At 28.2% G+C, this 23,583-nt stretch carries 21 protein-coding genes; 7 read left to right on the plus strand and 14 right to left on the minus strand.

Annotation, left to right across the window (positions count from 1 at the left end; all coding sequences use genetic code 11):
- Window positions 1-23: 23 nt before the first annotated feature.
- The 6 genes from pyrH to ACTG48_RS11595 all read right to left on the minus strand — a co-directional run bounded on the left by pyrH (window position 24) and on the right by ACTG48_RS11595 (window position 5,903).
- The gene (gene pyrH, locus ACTG48_RS11570) at window positions 24-728 is read right to left on the minus strand and encodes a UMP kinase (RefSeq protein ID WP_021384989.1); all 705 of its coding nucleotides are present in this window, start codon (window positions 726-728) and stop codon (window positions 24-26) included.
- Window positions 729-812: 84 nt separating this feature from the next.
- On the minus strand, window positions 813-1,724 hold the full coding sequence (gene tsf, locus ACTG48_RS11575) for a translation elongation factor Ts (protein ID WP_021384993.1): 912 nt from the start codon (window positions 1,722-1,724) through the stop codon (window positions 813-815).
- A gap of 78 nt (window positions 1,725-1,802) precedes the next feature.
- Window positions 1,803-2,516, minus strand: a complete 714-nt coding sequence (rpsB, locus tag ACTG48_RS11580) for a 30S ribosomal protein S2 (RefSeq protein WP_003424537.1) — start codon at window positions 2,514-2,516, stop codon at window positions 1,803-1,805.
- Between the two features lie 207 nt (window positions 2,517-2,723).
- Window positions 2,724-3,908, minus strand: a complete 1,185-nt coding sequence (locus ACTG48_RS11585; protein WP_021384995.1) for a D-alanyl-D-alanine carboxypeptidase family protein — start codon at window positions 3,906-3,908, stop codon at window positions 2,724-2,726.
- A 103-nt stretch (window positions 3,909-4,011) separates the two neighbouring features.
- A complete protein-coding gene (locus tag ACTG48_RS11590) occupies window positions 4,012-5,067 on the minus strand; it encodes an ion channel (RefSeq protein WP_479916918.1) in 1,056 nt (351 codons plus the stop codon).
- 191 nt (window positions 5,068-5,258) lie between these two features.
- On the minus strand, window positions 5,259-5,903 hold the full coding sequence (locus tag ACTG48_RS11595; protein ID WP_479916919.1) for a helix-turn-helix domain-containing protein: 645 nt from the start codon (window positions 5,901-5,903) through the stop codon (window positions 5,259-5,261).
- 182 nt (window positions 5,904-6,085) lie between these two features.
- Between ACTG48_RS11595 and ytaF the strand changes: the two genes are divergently transcribed.
- Complete coding sequence (gene ytaF, locus ACTG48_RS11600; protein ID WP_021384999.1) at window positions 6,086-6,709, plus strand: sporulation membrane protein YtaF; 624 nt, start codon at window positions 6,086-6,088, stop codon at window positions 6,707-6,709.
- Between the two features lie 54 nt (window positions 6,710-6,763).
- On the opposite strand, the gene ACTG48_RS11605 is transcribed toward ytaF, so the two are convergent.
- The 7 genes from ACTG48_RS11605 to ACTG48_RS11635 form a co-directional block, all read right to left on the minus strand.
- Entirely contained in the window at window positions 6,764-8,680 is a 1,917-nt protein-coding gene (locus tag ACTG48_RS11605; protein ID WP_479916920.1) for an endonuclease MutS2, read from the minus strand.
- Window positions 8,681-9,204: 524 nt separating this feature from the next.
- Entirely contained in the window at window positions 9,205-10,272 is a 1,068-nt protein-coding gene (locus ACTG48_RS11610) for an RNA ligase RtcB family protein (protein WP_479916921.1), read from the minus strand.
- Between the two features lie 251 nt (window positions 10,273-10,523).
- Window positions 10,524-11,504, minus strand: a complete 981-nt coding sequence (locus ACTG48_RS11615; RefSeq protein ID WP_234781117.1) for a protein kinase domain-containing protein — start codon at window positions 11,502-11,504, stop codon at window positions 10,524-10,526.
- A 182-nt stretch (window positions 11,505-11,686) separates the two neighbouring features.
- The gene (locus ACTG48_RS11620) at window positions 11,687-12,946 is read right to left on the minus strand and encodes a VanW family protein (RefSeq protein ID WP_021384988.1); all 1,260 of its coding nucleotides are present in this window, start codon (window positions 12,944-12,946) and stop codon (window positions 11,687-11,689) included.
- 237 nt (window positions 12,947-13,183) lie between these two features.
- The gene (locus tag ACTG48_RS11625) at window positions 13,184-13,813 is read right to left on the minus strand and encodes an endonuclease/exonuclease/phosphatase family protein (RefSeq protein WP_021384987.1); all 630 of its coding nucleotides are present in this window, start codon (window positions 13,811-13,813) and stop codon (window positions 13,184-13,186) included.
- Between the two features lie 192 nt (window positions 13,814-14,005).
- Window positions 14,006-14,167 (minus strand): hypothetical protein, encoded by a 162-nt coding sequence (locus ACTG48_RS11630; RefSeq protein ID WP_003424559.1) that lies wholly within the window; start codon window positions 14,165-14,167, stop codon window positions 14,006-14,008.
- Between the two features lie 340 nt (window positions 14,168-14,507).
- The gene (locus ACTG48_RS11635; RefSeq protein WP_021384976.1) at window positions 14,508-15,668 is read right to left on the minus strand and encodes a DUF819 family protein; all 1,161 of its coding nucleotides are present in this window, start codon (window positions 15,666-15,668) and stop codon (window positions 14,508-14,510) included.
- A 474-nt stretch (window positions 15,669-16,142) separates the two neighbouring features.
- On the opposite strand from ACTG48_RS11635, the gene ACTG48_RS11640 reads away from it, so the two are divergent.
- The 6 genes from ACTG48_RS11640 (at window position 16,143) to ACTG48_RS11665 (ending at window position 22,059) form a co-directional block, all read left to right on the plus strand.
- On the plus strand, window positions 16,143-17,183 hold the full coding sequence (locus ACTG48_RS11640; protein ID WP_479916922.1) for a M42 family metallopeptidase: 1,041 nt from the start codon (window positions 16,143-16,145) through the stop codon (window positions 17,181-17,183).
- A gap of 378 nt (window positions 17,184-17,561) precedes the next feature.
- Window positions 17,562-17,813, plus strand: coding sequence for a TM1266 family iron-only hydrogenase system putative regulator (locus ACTG48_RS11645; protein ID WP_003430584.1), 252 nt, complete (start codon window positions 17,562-17,564; stop codon window positions 17,811-17,813).
- Between the two features lie 14 nt (window positions 17,814-17,827).
- Complete coding sequence (gene hydF / locus ACTG48_RS11650; RefSeq protein WP_479916923.1) at window positions 17,828-19,036, plus strand: [FeFe] hydrogenase H-cluster maturation GTPase HydF; 1,209 nt, start codon at window positions 17,828-17,830, stop codon at window positions 19,034-19,036.
- A 35-nt stretch (window positions 19,037-19,071) separates the two neighbouring features.
- Entirely contained in the window at window positions 19,072-20,157 is a 1,086-nt protein-coding gene (gene hydE, locus ACTG48_RS11655) for a [FeFe] hydrogenase H-cluster radical SAM maturase HydE (protein ID WP_021385018.1), read from the plus strand.
- Window positions 20,158-21,534, plus strand: coding sequence for a [FeFe] hydrogenase H-cluster radical SAM maturase HydG (gene hydG, locus ACTG48_RS11660; protein ID WP_479916924.1), 1,377 nt, complete (start codon window positions 20,158-20,160; stop codon window positions 21,532-21,534). It abuts the gene before it with no gap.
- 90 nt (window positions 21,535-21,624) lie between these two features.
- Window positions 21,625-22,059 carry a hypothetical protein gene (locus ACTG48_RS11665; RefSeq protein ID WP_021385013.1) on the plus strand — a complete coding sequence of 145 codons (435 nt, stop codon included), beginning with the start codon at window positions 21,625-21,627 and terminating at the stop codon, window positions 22,057-22,059.
- Between the two features lie 74 nt (window positions 22,060-22,133).
- Here ACTG48_RS11665 and ACTG48_RS11670 read toward each other — a convergent pair whose 3' ends face one another.
- Window positions 22,134-23,453 (minus strand): aminotransferase class III-fold pyridoxal phosphate-dependent enzyme, encoded by a 1,320-nt coding sequence (locus tag ACTG48_RS11670; protein WP_044213613.1) that lies wholly within the window; start codon window positions 23,451-23,453, stop codon window positions 22,134-22,136.
- Window positions 23,454-23,583 lie beyond the last annotated feature (130 nt).

Here is a 23,583-nt window from a genome sequence, read left to right on the forward strand (position 1 = left end):
TTTTACTCCTCCTTCATTCTTCATTATTTTACAGTAGTACCTATATTTTCACCTTTTACTGCTCTTATTATATTCTCTGTTGTAAGCTCAAATACCTTTATTGGAATCTTATTATCCATACATAAAGATGTAGCTGTAGAGTCCATTACTTTTAATTCTTTTTGTATAACTTCCATATAACTTAATTCTGTAAATTTCTTAGCATCTGCATGTACTTTTGGATCCTTGTCATATACTGCATCAACATTTTTAGCTAACAGGATAACTTCTGCTTCCATTTCAGCAGCACGTAAAGCAGCAGTTGTATCTGTTGTAAAGTAAGGGTTTCCTGTTCCTGCACCAAATATAACAACTCTTTCCTTTTCTAAATGTCTAACTGCTCTTCTTCTTATATATGGCTCTGCAATTTGTCTCATATCTATAGCAGTTTGAACTCTTGTAGCAACCTCTATATTTTCTAGTGCATCTTGTAATGCCATCGCATTCATGACTGTAGCTAACATTCCTATATAATCAGCAGTAGTTCTGTCCATTCCTTCGCTAGTTCTACCTCTCCAGAAGTTTCCTCCACCTACTACTACAGCTACTTCAACACCTATTTCTTGTATTTTTTTAATAGCAATAGCAATATCATTAACTACATCATTATTTATACCAAAACCTCTTTCTCCAGCTAATGCTTCTCCACTTAATTTTAACAATACCCTTTTGTACATTGGTTTATCCATCAGAAACCTCCTATTTCAATCCTTCATATCCATTTTTTTCTATTTTTTAAAAAAGAGAACACCTGCGTGTTCTCTCTTTGGTTATTACTTAAGTTGCTTCGCAACTTCTTCTGCAAAGTTTTCTTCTCTCTTTTGTATACCTTCACCAACTTCGAATCTCACAACTTTAACAACTTTTATATCAGAACCTACTGCTTTAGCAACATCAGCAACTAATTGTTTAACAGTTATATCTGGATTTTTAACGAAAGTTTGCTCTAATAAACAAACTTCCTTTAATTCTTTTTCTAATCTTCCTTTAACCATTTTTTCAACTATATTAGCTGGCTTTCCTTCATTTAAAGCTTGTTGAGTTAATACTTCTGTTTCATGTGCTATGTATTCAGCATCTACTTCGTCTCTTGAAACATACTTAGGATTCATAGCAGCAACTTGCATAGCTACATCTTTACCTAATTCTAAAACTTTAGCATCTCTAGCTTCTGTTTCCATTTCAACAAGAACACCTATTTTTCCACCACCATGGATGTATCCAGCAACTTGTCCATTAGTTACAACTTTAGCAAATCTTCTAAAGTCTAATTTTTCACCGATTTTTGCAACTCTATTATTTAAAACTTCTTGTAAAGTTATTCCTTCTCTATGAGTCTCACCTAATAAAGAAGCTATATCTTCTTTATCAGTAGCTAATGCCATACAAGCAGCATCTTTAACGAATACTTTGAAGTCTTCATTTTTAGCAACGAAATCTGTTTCTGAGTTAACTTCTACCATAGAAGCAACTGTATTATCATCGTTCATTTCTATTGCAACTAGACCTTCAGCAGCAACTCTACCAGCTTTTTTAGCAGCTTTTGATAATCCTTTTTCTCTTAATAAATCTACTGCTTTTTCCATATTTCCTTCAGCTTCTTGTAAAGCTTTCTTGCAGTCCATCATTCCTGCGCCTGTACTCTCTCTTAACTCTTTTACCATTTGAGCAGTTATATTAGCCATTTTTTAAGTTTCCTCCTACTTATTCTATTCCATATTATAAATGGTAAGGGCGACCCTTACCATTTAATTGTCAAATTATTATTCTTGGTCTTCAGCTACTTCTTCTTCAGCACCTTGTCTACCTTCGATTACAGCTGTTGCCATAGCACCAGTTATTAATTTTACGGCTCTTATAGCGTCATCATTTCCTGGTATAGCAAAGTCTAATTGCTCTGGGTCACAGTTAGTATCAACTATACCAACTACTGGTATACCTAATCTATGAGCTTCTTGGATAGCTATGTTTTCTTTTCTTGGGTCAACTACGAACATTGCACCTGGTAATTCAGGCATGTCTTTTATTCCACCTAAGTATTTTTCTAGTTTTTCTTTTTCAGCTCTTAATTTTATAACTTCTTTTTTAGGAAGAACATTAAATACACCTTCTTCTTCCATTTTTTCTAATTCTCTTAATTTATTTATTCTAGTTTTTATAGTTTTGTGGTTTGTTAACATTCCACCTAACCATCTCTCATTAACAAAGTACATTCCACATCTTTCAGCTTCATCTTTTATTGCATCTTGAGCTTGTTTTTTAGTTCCTACGAATAAGATTGGCTTTCCTGTTTCAGCTACTTCTTTAGTGAATTTGTAAGCTTCTTCAACTTTTTTAACTGTTTTTTGTAAGTCGATTATATATATTCCATTTCTTTCTGTGAATATATACTTAGCCATCTTAGGGTTCCATCTTCTTGTTTGATGACCGAAGTGAACACCTGCTTCTAATAATTGTTTCATTGATATTACTGACATATTCTACCTCCTGGTTTTATACCTCCAGCTTGATCTTCTCCCTAAAAAACCATGTAATAGGCACCTTTTAAGGATCCCAATGCTGTGTGTGATTTATTTTATTTTTTCACCTCTAGTAGTATATCATAGAGGTGAAAAAATAACAATATTTTTTCCATATTTTCTATTTTTATATTTTTTTGTGTATTTTATACCATTTTTTTGAATTTAATTTGCAAGTTTCATTTTTAATTTTGTTTTTAATGATACATTGTCTACACTATTATTACTTACTATATCTACACTTCCAAGTAAGTCACCTGAGTTAGTATAGTATTTTATAGTACCCATAGTATCACCTTTTTTAACAGGATATTCTATATTTTTAATCTTTACTTCCGATTTTATACTTTCATCATCTTTTAATATTGTATAAAGTTCATCTTTGGCCTTTAAAGTAACCTCTAATTCTTTCATTCCTTTTATATATTTCTTACCTATAAAACTATCTTTTTCAATTACTTTTTTCATATTGAAATTTTCTTTTCCATATTTCAGTAGTGCTAAAGAAGCAGACGTTCTTTTATTTTTGTGATTAGCACCCAATACTACACCTATTACTCTACGTTTTTTCTCGTTTTTATCATTTTTGTCTACAATCATAGAAAATGATAAGCAATATCCAGCATTACCAGTATATCCAGTTTTTATACCATCTACTTCTGGTATAATTCTTAATAATGCATTTGTATTGCTTTTTTCAAAACTTCTATCTGAATTTGTATATGTCTCCATATCAGTTATAGCTGTTACTTGTTTTTCATAATGGTCAAACATGTATTTTCCAAGAATAGCTATATCCCTTGCAGTAGATTTATTTTCTTTCGCTGGTTGTTTTGGATTACTCAAATCGTATATTGGAAGACCATTTGGGTTTAGAAAATGTGTATTAGTCATCCCTATTTCTTTTGCTTTTTTATTCATTCTATCTACAAATGCTTCCTTAGTTTTACAAATATGTTTTGCTATAGCAATTGCCGCATCATTTCCTGATACAATCATAAGACCTCTCATAAGCTCTATAAGTGGCACTTCTTCACCATCTTTAAGTTTATAGCTTGAACCTTTTACTGATGCAATAGACTTGTCTATTTTTACTACATCAGTTTCTTTTACTTCTTTATTTTCAATAGCTTCTATTGCAAGTAAAAAAGTCATCATCTTACTTAAACTAGCTAGTGGTACCTTCATATCAGGTTCTTTACTATATAAAACCCTACCTGTCTCTTGGTCTATAAGTATAGATGTTTTTGAGTATTTGTCTACAGATTTTTCATCTGCATATGAATAAGTTGGTATTATAAAAACTAGTATCATGGCTAATGCTATAATTTTTTTTATTGCATTTTTCAAATTTTTCACCTTCTTGGATTATTAAGTATATTTATATTTAAATTTTCCCTATTTAGTCCAATTTATATCTAGTAATTAATACCTATCCATATTTAAACAGATATTATCTTATCATCCTTTTAATAATTACAGATGCCCAAATTGCTCCTATTGTAACTCCAAAAAATACTTCTATTCCTGCTAAAGCCTTCCCAATTAAACTTGTAGCAACCATATCTCCATATCCCACTGTACTAAATGTAGCCATACTAAAATACCATAAGTCTATATACATTCTGAAAATCTCACTTAATGAATAATTGCCTATGTTATTTATATTTAAAGCTACAAGTGTACTATTTGAACTTTCTATACCTACAAATAAGTATAATAAGGCAAAAACACTTATTATTACTATAATCACTAACAATATATTCCATGGCTTTTCTCCATAACCTGTAGTATAGCGTGCTATTTGGTCAAAAAACTTTTCAACTAAATAGTCACTGAAAGTAGGATAATCAGAGCGTTTCATTATTTTACTACTATAAATCCTTTCCTTATAATAATAAAATCCTATCATTTCGTATTCTCCGATTTTTGTTGCTTGATTTCTAGCTATTCTATAATTTATCTTTCCATGCTTATACTCACTTTTACCATACTCAACATTTTTTAGTACAAATTTTGTACAGGTGCTAAAAATGATTCCATCCATTCGAGGAAAGTTTTCTACACTATTAACTACTAAGTCAGGCCCTTTAAATTTTACTTTTTCAAATATACGGTCATTTACATAGGCTTTGCTGAATCTTGTTTTATTAAAATCACAGTTTTCTAGGAATACACATCCATTAAAAAATACACTCTCTTTAAATTCTGTATAGTTAAAAATAACATTCTTTTTAAAAATGTATTTTTTAAAATTTACTTTCTTTTTAAATATTACTTCAGAAAAATTCAGTCTTTTATAATCATAAGTTAATATTTCCTCTGCATTAAATTCATTTTCAAATATAAACCCATTGAATTCACTGATTTCTTCTTTATAAATAGTATCCATCATTAGTTGTATATCTTTATCAGACTTATGTTCTTTATGAAAGATACAATATCCAGAAGAATCTGCTTCTCTATCGCACTTTTTTCCATCTTTTTTAGATATCCATTTACAATTCATAAATATCCTCCAGTACAAAACAATTATTACTATTTTGTATTAGTTTGGATATTATTTTATTTTATATACTTAAATACTTACAAAATATATATTAAATTGTTCGTTCTAAAATTTTAGTATGTTACTTACAAATAAGAGAGTGAATTTTATCTATATTTTCATTTCTTTACACAATAAATACAAATTTAAATTTACTTATCATTTTTAAGCAATTTAGTAACTATATTTAGTGCTACTAAATCATCCATAAACCCTATTGGAAATACAAAATCTGGAATAACATCTGTTGATATTACAAAATAAAGTAACATGCTTCCAATCAATAAATATTTCTTTATTGTAAGTCCTTCTGTACAAAAGTCAGCATACATTTTTCTTAATCTATCTGTAAATTGACCTTGCTTTTCAATAGAATCTATCTTTTTATTAAAATTATCAAAAAGTAGTTTTTTACCTTCATCTGTCTGTACATATAATTTACACTTACTCAATTCTTTTTCAATATTTCCATTAAAACTCTTATCATTGATTAAATTTGCAAATCCAAGAATATCATCAAAATTACTGAAATCACTATCTATATTAAATATTTGATTATTATTGTTCCTAAATTCATATCCTGATGCTTGTAGTAGTTCTTCTAGATTAATATTTAAATGTATTGCTATCTTTTCCAAATGATTTATATTTGGTTTTTGCTTATTATTAGCTATACGAGATATAGTGGCTTTATCAATTCCACTTTTTTTACTCAATTCTCCCATTGAGACTGATTTTTCTTCTAGTAAAATTTTCAATAAATCCCCGAAGTTCCCAACCTCACTGTGTTGTTCCATTATTTTCACCTGCTTTATTATGATTGGTTTTATATTATTAATATGATTTATTTGTTATTTAGGTGTTGTATGATGTTGAAATTTTATCAACAATTTATTGGTTTATCTGTAACAATTTATCCATTTTTACAATACTATAACTAATATAGTACAAAATTTAAGAGAAAGGATGTTAATCTACTGTGATTGAATCAATTTTATTAGTAACTTCTCTTTGTATAGATGCCTTTGTAACAAGTTTTGGATATGGCGTAAATAAAGTTAAAGTTCCTTTATATTCAAATATAATTATTAGTGTAGTTTGCTCAACTATTTTGGCAATATCACTTTTTGCAGGTACAATAGTTAGAGATTTTTTACCTCAAAACATAACAATGCTAATATGTTTTTTTATCTTATTTTTATTAGGAAGTGCTCGACTAATTGAAAGCTTTTTTAAATCTTATTTTAAGAAAAAATCCATACATTCAAAAAATTATAAACTTAATATGTTAGACCTTAAATTGAATTTTAATGTAAGTATTGAACCTGATACTTTAGATACAAGTAAATCTAAAATAATTAAGTCTGCTGAAGCATTTACACTTGCTATTGCTCTAAGTTTAGATGGATTAGCGATTGGATTTGGTAGTGGTCTTGTAGGTGTAAATTATATACAAGTTATTCTATTTTCTTTACTATCAAATGTAATTGCAGTTTTACTTGGTTGTTTACTAGGAAATATATTTGTTAAAAAAATAAATTTGAACTTATCTTGGTTAAGTGGTTTAATCCTGTTGGTCATTGGATTTATGAAGATATGTTAATAAAAAAGCTATCTAAAAATAAAATTTTATATTTAGATAGCTTCTTTTATATTTTTATATTTGTTTTCTATTCTCTCTAATTTCTTTCTGAATCTTTTTAAGAGCTTTCTTCGAACCTCTCTGAATATCTTTTTCTAATTTTCTATCCTCAAAACTAGTAAACAATGTATCCAAGTCATATCCTTCTGGATATAATTCTGATGCTTTTATGCTAAGTTGCAATCTTTTTATGTTTACTGAAATAAAATTATCTTTAAATAATACTTCTACATTATTAAACTTGTCTATTGGTTTATATACAACTCCAAAATCATTTTCATCTAATAATTTTACTTTATCTCCTATATTATAATCTGTATAGTTTGGAATAATTTCAGAATTATTACTGTCTTCAACATTAGATTGTAGTTTACTTCTTTTAACTAAATCTAAATTGTAGCTTCTATCAATTATATATTCTTTAGCTCTCTCTAATACTCTATTTTTTATCCCCATTTTTTTTGAAATAAAAAGAGCATTACTATCTTCAGATTTTCCTATAGTTAGCTTATACATTGGTTCTAGAGTTTCTTTATCAAACATCATACCAGCATTTTCGAACTCTGGATGTAAGTTAGCAAACTTCTTTATTTCTCCATAATGAGTTGATGCTATCGTTATACATCCCATTCTATAAAACTCTTCTAATAATGATATTGCTAATCCTGAACCTTCATTAGGTTCAGTTCCACTTCCTATCTCATCAAATAGAACAAGAGTAGAGTTATTTGATAAACTCATAATCTCTGCGATATTTTTTATGTGTGATGAAAAAGTACTTAATGCATTTTCAATACTTTGATTATCTCCTATATCCACAAAAACTTTTTCAAATACACTAAATTCACTACCTTCTTTTGCAGAAACATCAAATCCACATTGCACCATTAAAGTTAATAGTCCAACAGTCTTAAGAGTTACAGTTTTTCCTCCTGCATTAGGTCCTGTTATTACAAGACTCCTATAATCTCTGCCTATTTCAAAATCTAAAGGTACTACATCTCCTGTTAGAAGTGGATGTTTTCCTTTAATTATTTTTATATATCCATTATTATTTATTTTTGGAGTAATACCTTTTATTTTTTGACTATACTTAGCTTTTGCAAATACCATATCATATTCAGAAAGTATTTCTATATTCAATTTTATCTGATTTATCTTATCAAATATAAGTTCTGTTAAATAAGATAGTATTTTATATTCTTCAATAGTCTCATCAGCTTTTAACATAGTCAACTCTGTACTTAAATTTGAAATACTTCTAGGCTCAATAAATACAGTATTTCCTTTTGATGATGTATCTAATATAGTCCCATCAACCTCATTTTTATATGAGGATTTAATTGGTATTACATATCTATCATTTCTTTTACTTATTATAAGCTCTTGTATATACTTTTTATTTATAGTTGATGTTATAAATTTATTTAATCTATCTTTTATTTTGCCTTCTGTAATTTCTATATTTCGTCTTACTTTTTTTAATTCTTTACTAGCATTAGAATCGACTTTATTCGATTTTATACAGTAATTTATCTCATCTTCTATATTTTTACATTCTGTTATATTTAAAGCATAAGAACTTAATGTAGGCGAATAAAATTCTTTTTCTAGCATAAAAGCTTTAATCTTCCTACATCCTCTTAAAAAATCTTCAATATTTATAAGTTCAATTGGTTCTATTATCATTCCTTTTTCAATTTTATCTATTGTAGAACCTGCATTAAATAATCCTTCAAGTGGTATATGATTGCTATTTTCAATTATCTTTCTAGCTTCTTTATTTTCTGCTAACTTTCTTCTTACTACTCCAATATTACCACTAGGAGTTAATTTATCTATTAGATTTTTTCCAAGTGAACTTACACAATATGCTTTTATTAACTCTTTAACTTCGTTTAGTTGTAATCTTTCAAATGTATTACTATTCATTATTTTTTCTCCTTTATTTATAAGTCATAGGCTTTTAAATTACCTTATCATTTACTTTGATAATAGTTATTTTGTGAACGACTTAATAAATAAGGAGTTATTATGCATCAAACTCCTTATTTATTAAGAAGTTTAACCCCGGACTCATTACTATTAGTATTTTTCTTCATAAAAAACTGCTCCTTTTCTGTTTTTACTTAATTATTTATCTTAGTGCTCCTAATATTATTTCATAAATTCCATCTTCATGTCAATAAAAATAATTTCATTGATGTTTTTTCATAATAAAAATACCTACAACACTTGCTATTAAAATAAAAATAGTGCTTATACTCTTATTTATTAGCACATAATAAGCCTGTCAATCTGCTTCCAACAAAAGAGCTAAGCAAGTGTAACGTATTAAAAATTCTGGTTGATAACCCCATAAAAAATAGCTGATAATAGTAAAACACTTTTACATGTTCTAATAAAATCAGCTATTTATAATCTAATATGGTTTTAACCTTTTTTGACTTTGAAAATTAACCTTTATAAGTAATCAGTGGTTTCATAGTTGCCACCACTTGAATAAGTTTATATTCTATCAAACTTTCAATAATTTGCTCTATATTTTTATATGCTTCTGGAGCTTCTTGAAATAATAAATTTATATCATTACATAGAATATGACTTTTAAATTTAGTTTGTTTTATGGTATCTTTATTATACTTGTTTTTAAGGCGAGATTTACAAATTGAACGAGACCATTTTCTACCTGCTCCATGTGACAGAGAGTATAAAGATATCTCTGTATTTTCAGTAGGCATAACTATATATGATAAACTACCTCTTGAACCTGGTATAATTACAGCTCCACTTTCACTCGAAACAGTACCTTTTCTATGTATAAATTTATCTTCCCTTTTCTCTATAAAATTATGATTTATAGATAATATCTTTTTGAGATTTCCAGATGTACCTATTGACTGCATAATTTTTTTACTGATAACTTCACGATTACGCTCTGCCCAAATTAAAGCCTTATCATGATTTTCCATATAATCTCTTGCTTTCTCACTTTCAACCTCGATACCATCTTTATTATAAAATTTGTTCAAAATAGTCTCTCCATAATTTCTTGAGCCACAGTGAACCAGCATCATTATATCATCCTCTGAAAATCTTAATTTTTCAAATTCTTCTTTATTATAGACCTCATTTACACATTGAAATTCTACAAAATGATTTCCACTTCCAATAGTTCCTAAATTTAAAATTGGACTTTCTTCTTCATATCTATTTGTTATTTCTATATCAGATAAGTCTTTAATCTTGCCAAGAGACTTAATCCATCTGTCTTTTTTAAATTTCTTTTTTAAAATCCCAGTTTTAAACAAAGTCATTCCACACCCTATATCATTTCCAATTATATGTGGATAAATAATATCTCTAGTTTCAACAGCTAAACCCACAGGTATTTTACCTGCATGTAAATCAGGTAATCCTACTACTTTTAAAACTCCATTTAAGCTTGAAATATCTTCAAGTTGTCTCTTTGCTATATCTTCAATCCAACACTTATTACTTGCTATTATTTTTATTTTACTCATACTTTGCTCCTTTTTAATATGCTCCTGCCTTTAAAAAGTAGCAAAAAAGCTGTGACCTTTAGCCCCAGCTTTTTATTCTAAACTACAAAAGCAGGTGGCTATTTGTTAAAATATGCTTAGATATTTGATACCTCATTATTTTTTGCTAACATAATAACCACTTCCTCTCATTATTTATGAATACATTAAATTTTACATCTATATGTATATTATTTATAGATATTGATTTTAAAATATGTAATATATAATTTTTATATTATAGAACTAATAATAATCATCGAAATCATGACTATTGCTAGACCAGCAACAACAAGTTTTTTATGTAATTTCTTTCTCACTTTAATTTTTTCTTCTTTTTTTACCTGTACGACTTTATCTCGTTTCTCTTCCTTCTTTTCATCTTCAACTTCTATATATGCTTTTTCATACATCACTTTACTTAAATCAACAATAATATCATTGGCCCTAGTATACTTATTATTTCTACCAAGAAGCCTCTTTATAACATTTATAAGTTCTATATTTCCATTAATTGCTTTTATACTATTCCAATCTAAGCCTTTATCAATAGATTGTAATATTTTTTCTTCTGAATTTGATTCTCCAAAAGGTAATTTTTTAAATATAGACTCAAATAAAATAAGTCCTGTTGCAAAAAAATCACTTTCTTTATCGGTATAATTTATACATAGTTGATGTGGACATAAATATCTTCTATTTCCATAGCTTCTTGTATTAACCCCATTATTTGCTTTTGTAATTCCAAAGTCACAAATTTTGATATTATATTCTGTATCTACTATTATACTACTTGATTTTAAACTGCCATGATATGAATGATTTCTATGTATCATTTCTAAAGCTTTTAAAACTTGTATCATTATATTTACAATTGCTTCTAAATGAAGATAATTACCTAGAATTAATTCATCTAGCCCAATACCATTAAAGTCTTCACTTACAACGTAATACAGTGTTGTTTCTTCTGTACAATGAATTCCAACATCTATTATTTTTAGTATATAAGGAGAGTTTATTTCATCTAAAGCAGTACTTTCATCAATTAAATTTGAAACAAAATCCTCACAGATATAATTATTGTGCTTTATGACTTTTATTAGCACATTTTTTCTGTAAAAAACATCTCTAGCTTTATAGATTTTGTTAATTTCTAAAACGTCATCAGAATTTACTACCTCATATCTATTGCCTATAAAATTCAACCATGTCACCTCCTCATACATTTTATATAACTAAATCTATTTACAATTATACCAATATATAGGAATATTTTCTATATATTAATGACTCTAATATCAAAACAAGAATCAATAATGTTACTTTTATACAAAAAAAAACAAGAAAGTCAGAGGCTTCCTTGTTTTTTTGTATAAATATCACTTTAAAAAATGATTTATTTTTTTAATTCTTTATAGGAACTATTTGATATATGTTCTTTTTTTATGACTTTTCCATTTGAATCTTTAAATATTCTATATGTAGAATACTTATTTTGCCCAGTCTGCTTCACTTCTATCGATATATTAGGTTTGTCACTAGAGTTACCATATATTACTGATGACACACTTCCTCCACCTGCATAGTTTTTAATATATACAGGATGGTTATATGGATTTTTAAACTTTAAATTTAATCCACCATCACTCACAGTAGCATCTCTTCCTTTAGGCACATAAGTTGATGCAGATGAATGATTTGTAACTTGAGTTATTTCCATTCCTGAAATAAGAGCGGCATTATAAACTGTTGAAGATGTCTGACAAACACCTCCGCCTGCTGATTGCTCTAATTTTCCATAAACTATAACTGGTGCATCCTTATATCCATTAGCTTTGTTACTAGGTCCTGTAAGTTTATTATATGAAAACTCTTCACCTGGCATCAGTAATACATCGCTAGTTTTTCTTGCTGACAGACCTACATTATACGACCTACCTTCCACGGCCTGAGAATAAGTAGTTGAATATTGACCTATAACAGAATTCACAGTTTTTACTTGTTCAGTTGTTATATCTGGTTTTTGAAGATTTACTTTAAGTTCTAAAGATTTATGCTCTTTATTTTTTATCATATCATATATAGATTCTTTGTTTGCTGATAAATCGAACTCTCTGCCCACAACAGAATCTGTGTAATTCAATCCTCCACTTCCAACACTAATAGATGCATTTTTCATTTTGACATTAATACTGTCTGCTATAGAAGATACTTTAGAACTAAGCTTTGCTTCATCATAACTGGATTCTATTTTTAGAGCTAGTTTATTTATTCTTATATCAATATATTTTTTTAAGTTTTGAAAGTAAGAGCCTTTTTTTGTAGTCTCATACGCATTTTTTACAACTTCTTCTGTATTATATCTTAAATCAATATCTTTTGGAGATATCGTATATTTTTTCCCATCATAGCTAAGATTTAAATCTTCTGGAGTATACTTACCTGTTATAGCTTTTAATGCTTCTTCTTTAGTCATGTCAGATACATTTACTCCTTCTATATACACATTTTTAGCGATTTTCCCATTATACAGAAATTTGTTATTAAAAAAATAAGTAAATCCTCCTATAGCTACAACTAAAATTGCTAATACTATTATAAGATTTCTCTTTCTTTCTTTTCCTAATCTTGAAACCCTTGTTGCACTTCTGCCCATAACTTCACCTCATTTTAACACTCTTAATTTTGCCTGATAGAGTTTCCATTTCAAAACTACTTTAGATTATATTTGAATAGCTTTTTTTAAACAAGGAATTTAATCAAATGTAACTTTATTGTAAATTTATGTCTTATAATTAGTTTTATTTTTGATATTTTTTTATTATATTTTTTTATTATTTCTTAATAAAAAAATTAAGGGTTTTATAATAATTAACTTGATTTATATTAGAATTTAAATATAACCTATTACAGGATAATGGTCTGATAGGTAAACTTTTTCTACTTCATATCCTTTTAATTCAACATTTTTATTAACAAAAATGTAATCTATTCTAGATTTTGATTTTTCAAATGTTGGTAAATAAGACTTGTTTAGTGAAATGGCCATATCATTGAACATGCTTAAAAAGACATTTTTCTCATTAAAGTCACCACACAAAACAACTATACCTACTAATCTATTCCTATAATCTATTATTTCATCCAATTGTTTTGCTCTTTCTTGTCTATCAAGCCCCAAGTGAGTATTTATTACATTTATAATTCTTGCATATGCATCTATAGTTATACAAAGTGCCCCTCGTTGTTCTTTTTTGCTAGTTAAGAAAAAATGATTGCTATTTAATATTTTAAATTTTGTAAATGTGCAAATACCATATATCATATTTACTTTTTTCACATTTGTAGCAAATACACCATCCATATTTAAAACAGTTTTTAAAGCTAAAAATTGAGGATATAATACTTCTTGCAAACAAATTACATCACAATCCAATTTTTTCAAATATATTCCCATTTTAGTTAAAGTTAATCTATTATTTGAATCCATGCCTTTATGAATATTGTAGGTTACTATTTTCATAATAATATCACCTCTTATGTAATATAATACTTATTAAAATTTAAACTTATCTACTCTTTATTTAAAACTATTACTTAGGTTATAAAATCAACTAATTATAAACTTTATCACAAAAAAACCTAACTTAAGTATTTATATTCTACATAAGTTAGGTTTTATAAACTATTATAATATTTATTATTTCATTCATTTCTAATGATGATTCTCCTTTTTTATCTTTTTCAATTTGCCTTCACTAACAACAAATAAAAATCCCATCTTCTTATATATTTCATCCAATTCAATTAAAGTTACTTCACCATTTTTTAAATTTGTTAATGTTATATCTTGTATTCTTCTTGATGGAATTATCATAAGTTATCAACACTCCTTTAAATTCTTTTTAATCTTTATATTTAAATATATTTATGTATTCTGGTATATATTCATAAATTATTAAAATAAATTCAAAAAACACCCGTTCTGCAAACATTCGTTCTATATACTTATTATACATCATACAGACGTTCGATTCAATACAAAAATTAAATATATCTCGATTCTAGTAAATTTTCCAATATTATGCACTAAATATGTCAAAATATATTTTTTAAACGAATTATATTGTCAAACAAAAAAGTCATCTCATAAAAGCTTACACTTAAATTGAGATGACTTTTCTTATATAAAATCATTAATTCTGTATTATTTTTTATTAAGCTAACATATGTAATATTTGAGTTACCATAAGAGCACAATAAGTACCTATGACATTTCCTAAAAGTCCCATAAGCACACCTACTGGTATTAATACTGGATTATGAACTCCAGCAATCATAGGAGCTGTAGTTACTCCTCCTATATTAGCTATACTTCCTACCTCACAAGTAAATAGGTCCAGCTTAAACAGTTTCGCAAGTCCTATAAATGAAATAGCATGTACAAGAACTACTACTAAACCAAACATTATGTAAACAGGAGCTTCTGACAACCCAAAGAAATTTGCTTTACTACCTGTAGCTGCAAGAAGTAAATACATAAACACATTTCCTACTAATGTACTTCCCTTAAGTTTTGATATTTTAGTCATACCTAATAATATTGATACTGTAGATGCAACAAGTACTACCCACATAGTTTCATTAAGTATACCTGAAGTTGGAAGTATCTTAGATACAATTTGTGCGAAAGCTGCTACTCCAAATCCAACAGAAAGTAAAGTCATAAGTTCTACAAATGTAGGTGCTGTATTATCTTTATTTTCTTTTTCAAGCTTTGATGTAACCTCATCTATAAAACTTGTGTCACACTTTGTCCATTTATTAAATTTAGGACCAAATTTTACAGACATTAGACAAACAGACATCCATACTGTATATCCTATAGAACCCATAAGTATTGCATAGCTAAGACCTTCTTCCGCAACTCCTAGAGCATTAGCTGCTGCAATCATATTTGATGAGCCACCTATCCATGAACCAGATGCTGCCCCAAGAATTTTCCATGAATCTGCACCCATTGAACCTTTAAAAATTATAAATGCTATGACAAATCCAAGCATAAATGTAAATGTAGCACAGAAAAACGATAATAACATTTTAGGACCCATTTTTAATATTTTTCTTAAATCACATTGAATTAACAAGAACACTAACATTAATGGCAAAAAATTTACTGTTATTATATTTTGATACGTTCCAACATCATCATTTTGTGCAAACAAACCAAATGATGCTAGTATAGCTGCTCCTAAGTAGATTAAAAGCATCGGATTGATGACATCAAATATTTTCCACTTCAATTTATCTACCATAAAAAAAATTACACCTACAAATACAACCAAGAAACTACAATATACAAATCCATTCTCAATCACATTATACACATCCTCTCTTTTCCTAATTAATTTTATTTTTTATGATTCCTAATAAAGACCTTTTCTTCAGAAAATAAACAATTAAAATAAATATTTTTATCTATATTGTGCTAATTAAATACATATATACCTAGCTATTTACATATATTAATAAAGGTTTGCAGATTAATTACTTTAGAAATGAATAATCTGAATTTAAAATCTTTTTCAACAATTATTCTATTACTAAAATTTTTATTTGTAAAGATAATTAAACTAAATATTTCATTTATTTATTCGTTTTGTTTTATATTTATCTTTATTAATTATGTAATAAAACTATTTTTACTTTAAATCTATATAATATAAATTAAATTTATTTTATATACTTTTTTTTTAAATACGTTTAGATTTTTTTCTTTCATTTTTAGTTTTCAGAACATTCGTATTTATGTTATAATTTGTATGAATATATATTTTTTAGGAGGAAATAATATGAATTTAAATTTAACTAATACTATAAATTTAATGAAAAAATATTTATATATCCCAAGTCCAGCTGGATATACTGAAAATGCAGTTTTAGAAAGTAAAAAAGATTTTGAATCATTAGGTCTTAATACTATTCTTACAAAAAAAGGTGCACTTATAGCTACTCTTCCTGGTGAAGATGATTCAAATCAAATAACAATATCTGCACATATGGATACACTTGGAGCTATGGTAAAAGAAATATCATCTGATGGTACTCTTAAATACCATAAAGTTGGTGGTGGATGTTGGGCTGCTATAGAAGGTGAAAACTGTACTATTATAACTAGAAAAGGTAAAAAAATTAGAGGAAGTGTTGTATTTAAATACGCTTCTACTCATATATATGGTCAAACAAAAGCTGCATCAGAAAGAAATGAAGAAACAATGATTATCCGACTTGATGAAAAAGTATTTACAAAGCAAGATGTATTAGATTTAGGAATAAGTGTTGGAGATTTTGTATGTCTAGACCACCGTTTTGAAGCTACAGAATCTGGTTTTATAAAATCTAGATATATAGATAATAAAGCAGCTGTAGCAATGGTTCTTGAAATATGCAGATATTTTAAGGAAAATAACTTAACACCTAAACATACTACCAATTTTTATATAAGTAATTACGAAGAAGTTGGACATGGTGTTTCTAAAGCTTTACCTGAAAAAACAAGAGAATTTGTAGCAATAGATATAGCACCAACTGGACCAAGTCAAACATCTAGTGAACATGGTGTGACTATAGTTGCAAAAGATAATTTATCATTGTATGATTTTAATTTAAGAAACAAGCTTGTCGATGTTGCAGAAGACAATAATTTAGACTACACTGTCGATGTATTTACTTTCTATGGTTCAGATGCTTCAGAAGCTATTCGTTGGGGAGAAGACGTTCAAATAGCATGTGTTGGTCCTGGAACAAACAATAGTCACCACTATGAAAGGACTCATATAGAAGCTATCGAAAACACTCTAAAATTGCTTATAAACTATATGCTTAAAAAATAATTAAATACAAATTTTACTAAAGTCATTTCTTAACAAATAACCAAATTTAAGTTTTATTTTTATACAAAAATTGGTTTTTCTATAGACTTAATTTAAATTTACTACTATTATATAAGTAGCTTCAATTTTCTTCAGTTAATTTTTATATAAGTCACATAAATTATATAAAAATTTTCTTTAGTTAATTGTTGTTAAATTAAATTTTTACAAGCTAACCCTACCAGAAAAGAGTTATCTAATCTGTAAGGAAATAGTTTAATATAGCACATTATACTTGTGTAATTAATAACTTTTCTTTTGTAGAAACTTTTCTTTAAAAGAAAAGTTTTTTGATTTTGGATTTGTTTAAGACATATTTTCTGAGTTAGGAGGATATTTATGAAAAAGGTTGCAGTCATAAGTGCTATTTTAGAAGAGCCAAAAGAATGTCAGCTTAAATTTAATGAGGTTGTGTCAGGTTTTAAAGGTATTATTAAAGGCAGAATGGGAATTCCTTGTGAAGAAGAAGGTGTATCGATTGTATGTATAGCAGTTGTTGGCGAAATGGATACTATCAATAGTTTGACTGGTAAATTGGGAAACATACCTCATGTATCTGTAAAAACTAGTATATCAAAAAAAGAAATTTAAGGTGGTGAGTACAAATGAGTCTAAATTCTACTCCACAATCAATAAGAGTACATATAGGTCTCTTTGGTAAAAGAAATGCAGGTAAATCTAGCATAATAAATGCTATAACAAATCAAAGTGCTGCGATAGTGTCAGATGTTGCTGGAACTACTACAGACCCAGTATTTAGACCAATGGAAATCCTTCCTATAGGACCTTGTGTTCTTATAGATACTGCCGGTCTTGACGATGTTGGTGAACTTGGTGAACTTAGAATAAGTAAATCATTAGATGTTTTGGAAAAAACAGATATAGCTTTACTAGTAGTTGATTGCCAAATTGGTATATCAAAAGAAGATTTAATACTAATTGAAAAGTTTAGTGATAAGAATATACCTCATATTTTAGTTCTTAACAAGATTGATACAATTAAAAATCACTCTGAAATTTTAGACTTAACTAAGAATAAAGTTAAATGTCCAGTTGTTTCTGTCTCATCAACAGATAAAATTGGAATTGAAGATTTAAATAATGAAATAATAAGAGTCTTGCCTAAAGACAGTACTGAGTTTAAATTGGTATCAGATTTAATTGAACCAAATGATTTAGTTGTTTTGGTAGTTCCAATAGATAAAGCAGCTCCAAAGGGAAGACTTATACTTCCTCAACAGCAAGTTATAAGGGATATTTTAGATACTGGGGCAATTTCTATCGTTACAAAGGAAGATAGTTTAAAAGAAACTCTATCTAGCTTAGGCAAAAAACCAAAACTTGTTATTACTGACTCTCAAGTATTTCCAAAGGTAGATAAAGATACTCCAAAAGATATTCCTCTTACATCTTTTTCTATATTATTTGCTAGACAAAAGGGAGACCTTAAAGAATTAATTAATGGCGCTTATGCTTTAGAAAATTTAAAAGATGGTGATAAAGTCTTGATGGCTGAGGGTTGTACTCATCACAGACAGACTGATGATATTGGAACAGTAAAGATTCCTAACATGATTAGAAAGAAAACTGGTAAAAATATTACTTTTGAATTTAGTTCCGGAGTATCCTTCACTGAAGATATAAATAAATATGCACTTGTAGTTCATTGTGGAGCTTGTATGATGAATAGAGCTGGAATGTTATCTAGAATAGAAAAGGCAAAATCTTTCAATGTACCTATAGTAAACTATGGTATTTTAATAGCATATGTAAAAGGTATTTTAGAAAGATCACTTGAACTTTTCAATTACTAAAAATTTAACTATATTTAATAATTACATATTTGTATATGACTAAAAATAAGATTAAATACTTTATAGATAAACTTTACAGCATAAATTCATTAAGCTTTGATGAACTACTATATTTAATAGAAAATATCGACAATGAAGAATATAACTTTGAACAAAATTTAAGAAACTATCTTTATAAGCAAGCTAGCGACATGAGGAATAAACATTATGGAAATATAATCTATTTGAGAGGACTTATAGAACTTACAAACTATTGTAAAAATAATTGCTACTATTGTGGAATACAATCTTCTAATAAAAATATCACAAGATACAGACTTTCACTTGATGAAATACTTGAATGTTGTGATATAGGTTATAAAATAGGATATAGAACATTCGTTTTGCAGGGTGGTGAAGATACATATTTTAATGATGATAAAATATGTGAAATTGTTTCTAGCATAAAAAATAAATATGAGGATTGTGCCATAACACTATCATTAGGAGAAAAGAGTTATGACTCATATAAAAAATACTTTTTAAGTGGTGCAGACAGATATCTTTTAAGACATGAAACTGCTACAGACAGTCATTATAAAAAATTACATCCGCCAAACATTGAACTTAAAACTAGAAAGGAATGCCTAAAAAACCTTAAGGAAATTGGTTATCAAGTAGGTGCTGGATTTATGGTTGAATCACCATTTCAAACCAATGAGGACCTTGTTCGTGATTTATTATATCTAAAAGAATTAAATCCTCATATGGTTGGGATAGGACCTTTTATTCCACACCATGATACAATATTTAAAGATTATAAACATGGAGATTTAGAAAAGACATTACTTATGCTTTCAATTACAAGACTTCTACTTCCAAAAGTTTTATTACCTGCTACAACAGCCCTTGCATCTATAAACCCTAGTGGTAGAAATGCAGGTCTTTTAGCTGGCTGTAATGTAATTATGCCAAACCTTTCTCCTCAAGAATTTAGAAAACAATATTCTCTTTATGATAACAAAGCCTTTACTGGTCAAGAAGCTTGTGAGTATCACGAAAGTTTAGAAGAAAACATCAAGTCACTAGGACTTAAAGTCGACTATTCTCGTGGTGATAATATTGAATGGAGGCGTTTGTAAATGTTCATAAAACATGAACTGATTAATTCTTTGTTAGAGGATGCAAAAAATTCAACTTATGATGATATTGAAAAGGTACTTGATAAGGCTGATAGAAGGGAAAAACTTAGTTATAAAGATATAGCTACTCTTCTTGAAGTAGAAGATAAAAAACAACTAGATAGATTATTTAGTATAGCTGGGCAAATAAAAAACGAAATATATGGTAATAGAGTGGTTTTATTTGCCCCTCTTTATGTATCAAACTACTGTGTAAATGAATGTGTTTACTGTGGTTTCAGTACATGCAACAAATTTAAAAGAAAAAAACTTACTATGGATGAAGTAAAAGAAGAGGTTAAAATACTAGAAAAAATGGGTCATAAAAGACTTGCTCTAGAGGCTGGTGAAGACCCTAAGAACTGTGATATAAATTATATTTTAGATTGCTTAGATGCAATTTACTCAACATATAACGAAAATGGAAATATAAGAAGGGTAAACGTTAACATAGCTGCTACAAGCGTAGATGAATACAAGTTACTAAAAGAAAAAGGAATAGGAACTTATATATTGTTCCAAGAAACTTATCATAAACCAACATTTATAAAAATGCATGGTCAATCTATAAAAAATGACTACTATTACCATTTAACAGCTTTTGATAGAGCTATGGAAGCTGGTATTGATGATGTTGGTGCTGGAGTCTTATTTGGTCTATCTGACCCAAAATTTGAGGTTCTAGGACTTATGATGCACAATGAGCACTTAGAGGAAAAATTTGGAGTAGGATTCCATACTATATCTTTCCCTAGATTAAAAAAAGCTGAAGGAATGAGTTTAGAAGATTTTCCTCACTTAGTTTCTGACGATATGTTCAAAAAAATAGTAGCTATAACTAGATTAGCTGTTCCTTTTACTGGAATCATAATGTCCACTAGAGAAACTGCTGATATGAGAAATGAATTGCTAAAGTATGGTGTATCACAAGTCAGTGCAGGTTCTCTGACAGGTGTTGGAGGATATAAAGCATATGAAGATGGTGACAATACAGAACAATTCGAAGTTGGAGACCATAGAAGCCCTGTAGAAGTGCTTAAAGAATTAATAACTGATGGATATATCCCTAGTTATTGTACAGCTTGTTATCGCAAAGGTAGAACTGGAGATAGATTTATGAGCTTAGCTAAAAGCCGCCAAATCCACAATGTCTGTACACCAAATGCTCTTACTACATTAAATGAATTTCTAATTGATTATGGTGATGATGAGCTTAAAGCTATGGGCAAAAAACTTATCACAGAAGAAATAGCTAAGATAGAAAGAGAAGATATAAGAAACATAGTATCTAACAATATGACTGCCTTAGAGCGTGGAGAAAGAGATTTATACTTATAAAATTTTGTTACTTATATATTATTTATTGTATATTCTATAGGTTAGTAGTAATATTATCTAAAGGGAAAGTTTAAGGGAGGGAGATTAACATTGAAAGATAACAACAATACCAATAAAACTATTCAATTTGGAGAAAAAAAAGCTAGCCTAGAAAGCAATATTCAAAAAAATAAAAATATCAAACTTGATAATACACACAAAGTCATTCCTTACCCTAAAAATAGAAAAAAGGATGATAAAAAGAAAAGTAACAAGAAAAAGAATACAAATACCAATAAATCTAAAGTTAATAAAAATAATTATGGTCATTCTTTTTTTAACAACAAATATAAATATAAAAGAAAACCTTATGTTATTGCTTTATACACAGTAATTTTTATTCTTTTAGCAATCTTAATTATAACTAAATTGACAGATAATACGAGCAAAGGTAACTATTCTCGTAATACTGTTTCTGATGCTCACAAGAATGACATCCAAAACATGACCCTTAATGAATCAACTAATCTTCTTACTTGTGGGTAATTTAAAAGAGTTATCTCATTTCAGAAATCACTTTCTAAAACTGAGATAACTCTTATTTTTATTTAATATTTATTTTACCAACCTTGAGTTACTTCATATACTTCATCACCAATTCTACCATTTAAGTAATCATCTATTGCAGAATCTATGATGCTCATTGCTTTATCTACTTGTTCCTTAGTTATTACTAGAGGAGGTTGTACTCTTAAAGTAGATTGTCCTAAGAATATCATTATTAAACCAGTTTGTATACATCTGTAGCATATCTTAGCTGTAGCATCTGGATTTTTTTCATTAGAACCATTTCCTTTAACTATATCAACTCCTATAGATAACCCTAAAGCTCTTATTTCTCCAATTATATCGTATTTTTCTCTTAATTTCTCAAATCCTGCTTTAATATAATCTCCCATTTCTATACTCTTTTGAAGTAAGTTTTCTCTTTCGATTATTTCTATAGATTTTAAAGCAGCTACACATACTGTTGTATTTCCAGCTAAAGTAAATAGATGTGCTGGTGCATCAAGACTTTGCATTATCTCAGTTCTTCCAACAACTGCTCCTAAAGGTAATCCACCTCCAACAGATTTTCCAAGAACTAGAAGGTCTGCTTCAACACCAAAATTTTCTATACCAAACCACTTACCTGTTCTTCCCATACCTTGTTGTATTTCATCACTTATAAGTAGTATTCCATTTTCTTTACATATTTTACTTAAACCTTGTACCCACTCTACTGGAGGCACTATTATTCCTGCATCTCCTGCAATTGGTTCTATAAATATTGCAGCTACTTCTTCTGCTGGTAGATAGTGTGCAAAAGCATATTCTATCTCATCTAAACATTCTTTAGCTGTTCTATTTTTATCAGGATAGTGGAAGTGATAAACTTCTGGTAATAATGGACCCATTTTTCTTCTCATATTTGTACTTAATGCAGATATAGATATAGCTCCATAAGTACTTCCATGATAAGATTCATACATAGATATTATTTTTGTTCTTCCAGTATACCCTCTTGCTAGTTTTATAGCAGCATCTATACAAGCAGAACCTGTTGCACTGTATAATACTTTTTTATCATTATCTCCAGGGGCTATTTCCACAAGCTTCTCAGCTAATTTTACAGGAGGATCACTATGGAAATACGCAAGTGTATATTGTGTAATATCATCCATTTGTTCTTTAACTGCTTGTGAGATTTCCTTATTTCCATGACCTACATTCGCAGAGCCTGCACTTGCTAAAAAATCAACATACTCATTACCTTCATAATCATATAACATTGCACCATCACCTGATTTAAATGCTACTGGATAGTAAGGTATTTTTTGAGTTTTAGCAACATATTTTTTTTCTTCTGTACTTATCATTTGACTAGTTATCTCGCTCATTGGCAAATCATCCCCTCTTTAAATAGATTTATGTTTTAAAATTATTGCGATTTATAAAGATATTCTCATATAAAATTCTTTATATACTTAATGTTATTATCTTTGGCACAAATTGTCAATATATGTTTTT

It is taken from the genome of Clostridioides sp. LIBA-6822, from assembly GCF_056688955.1.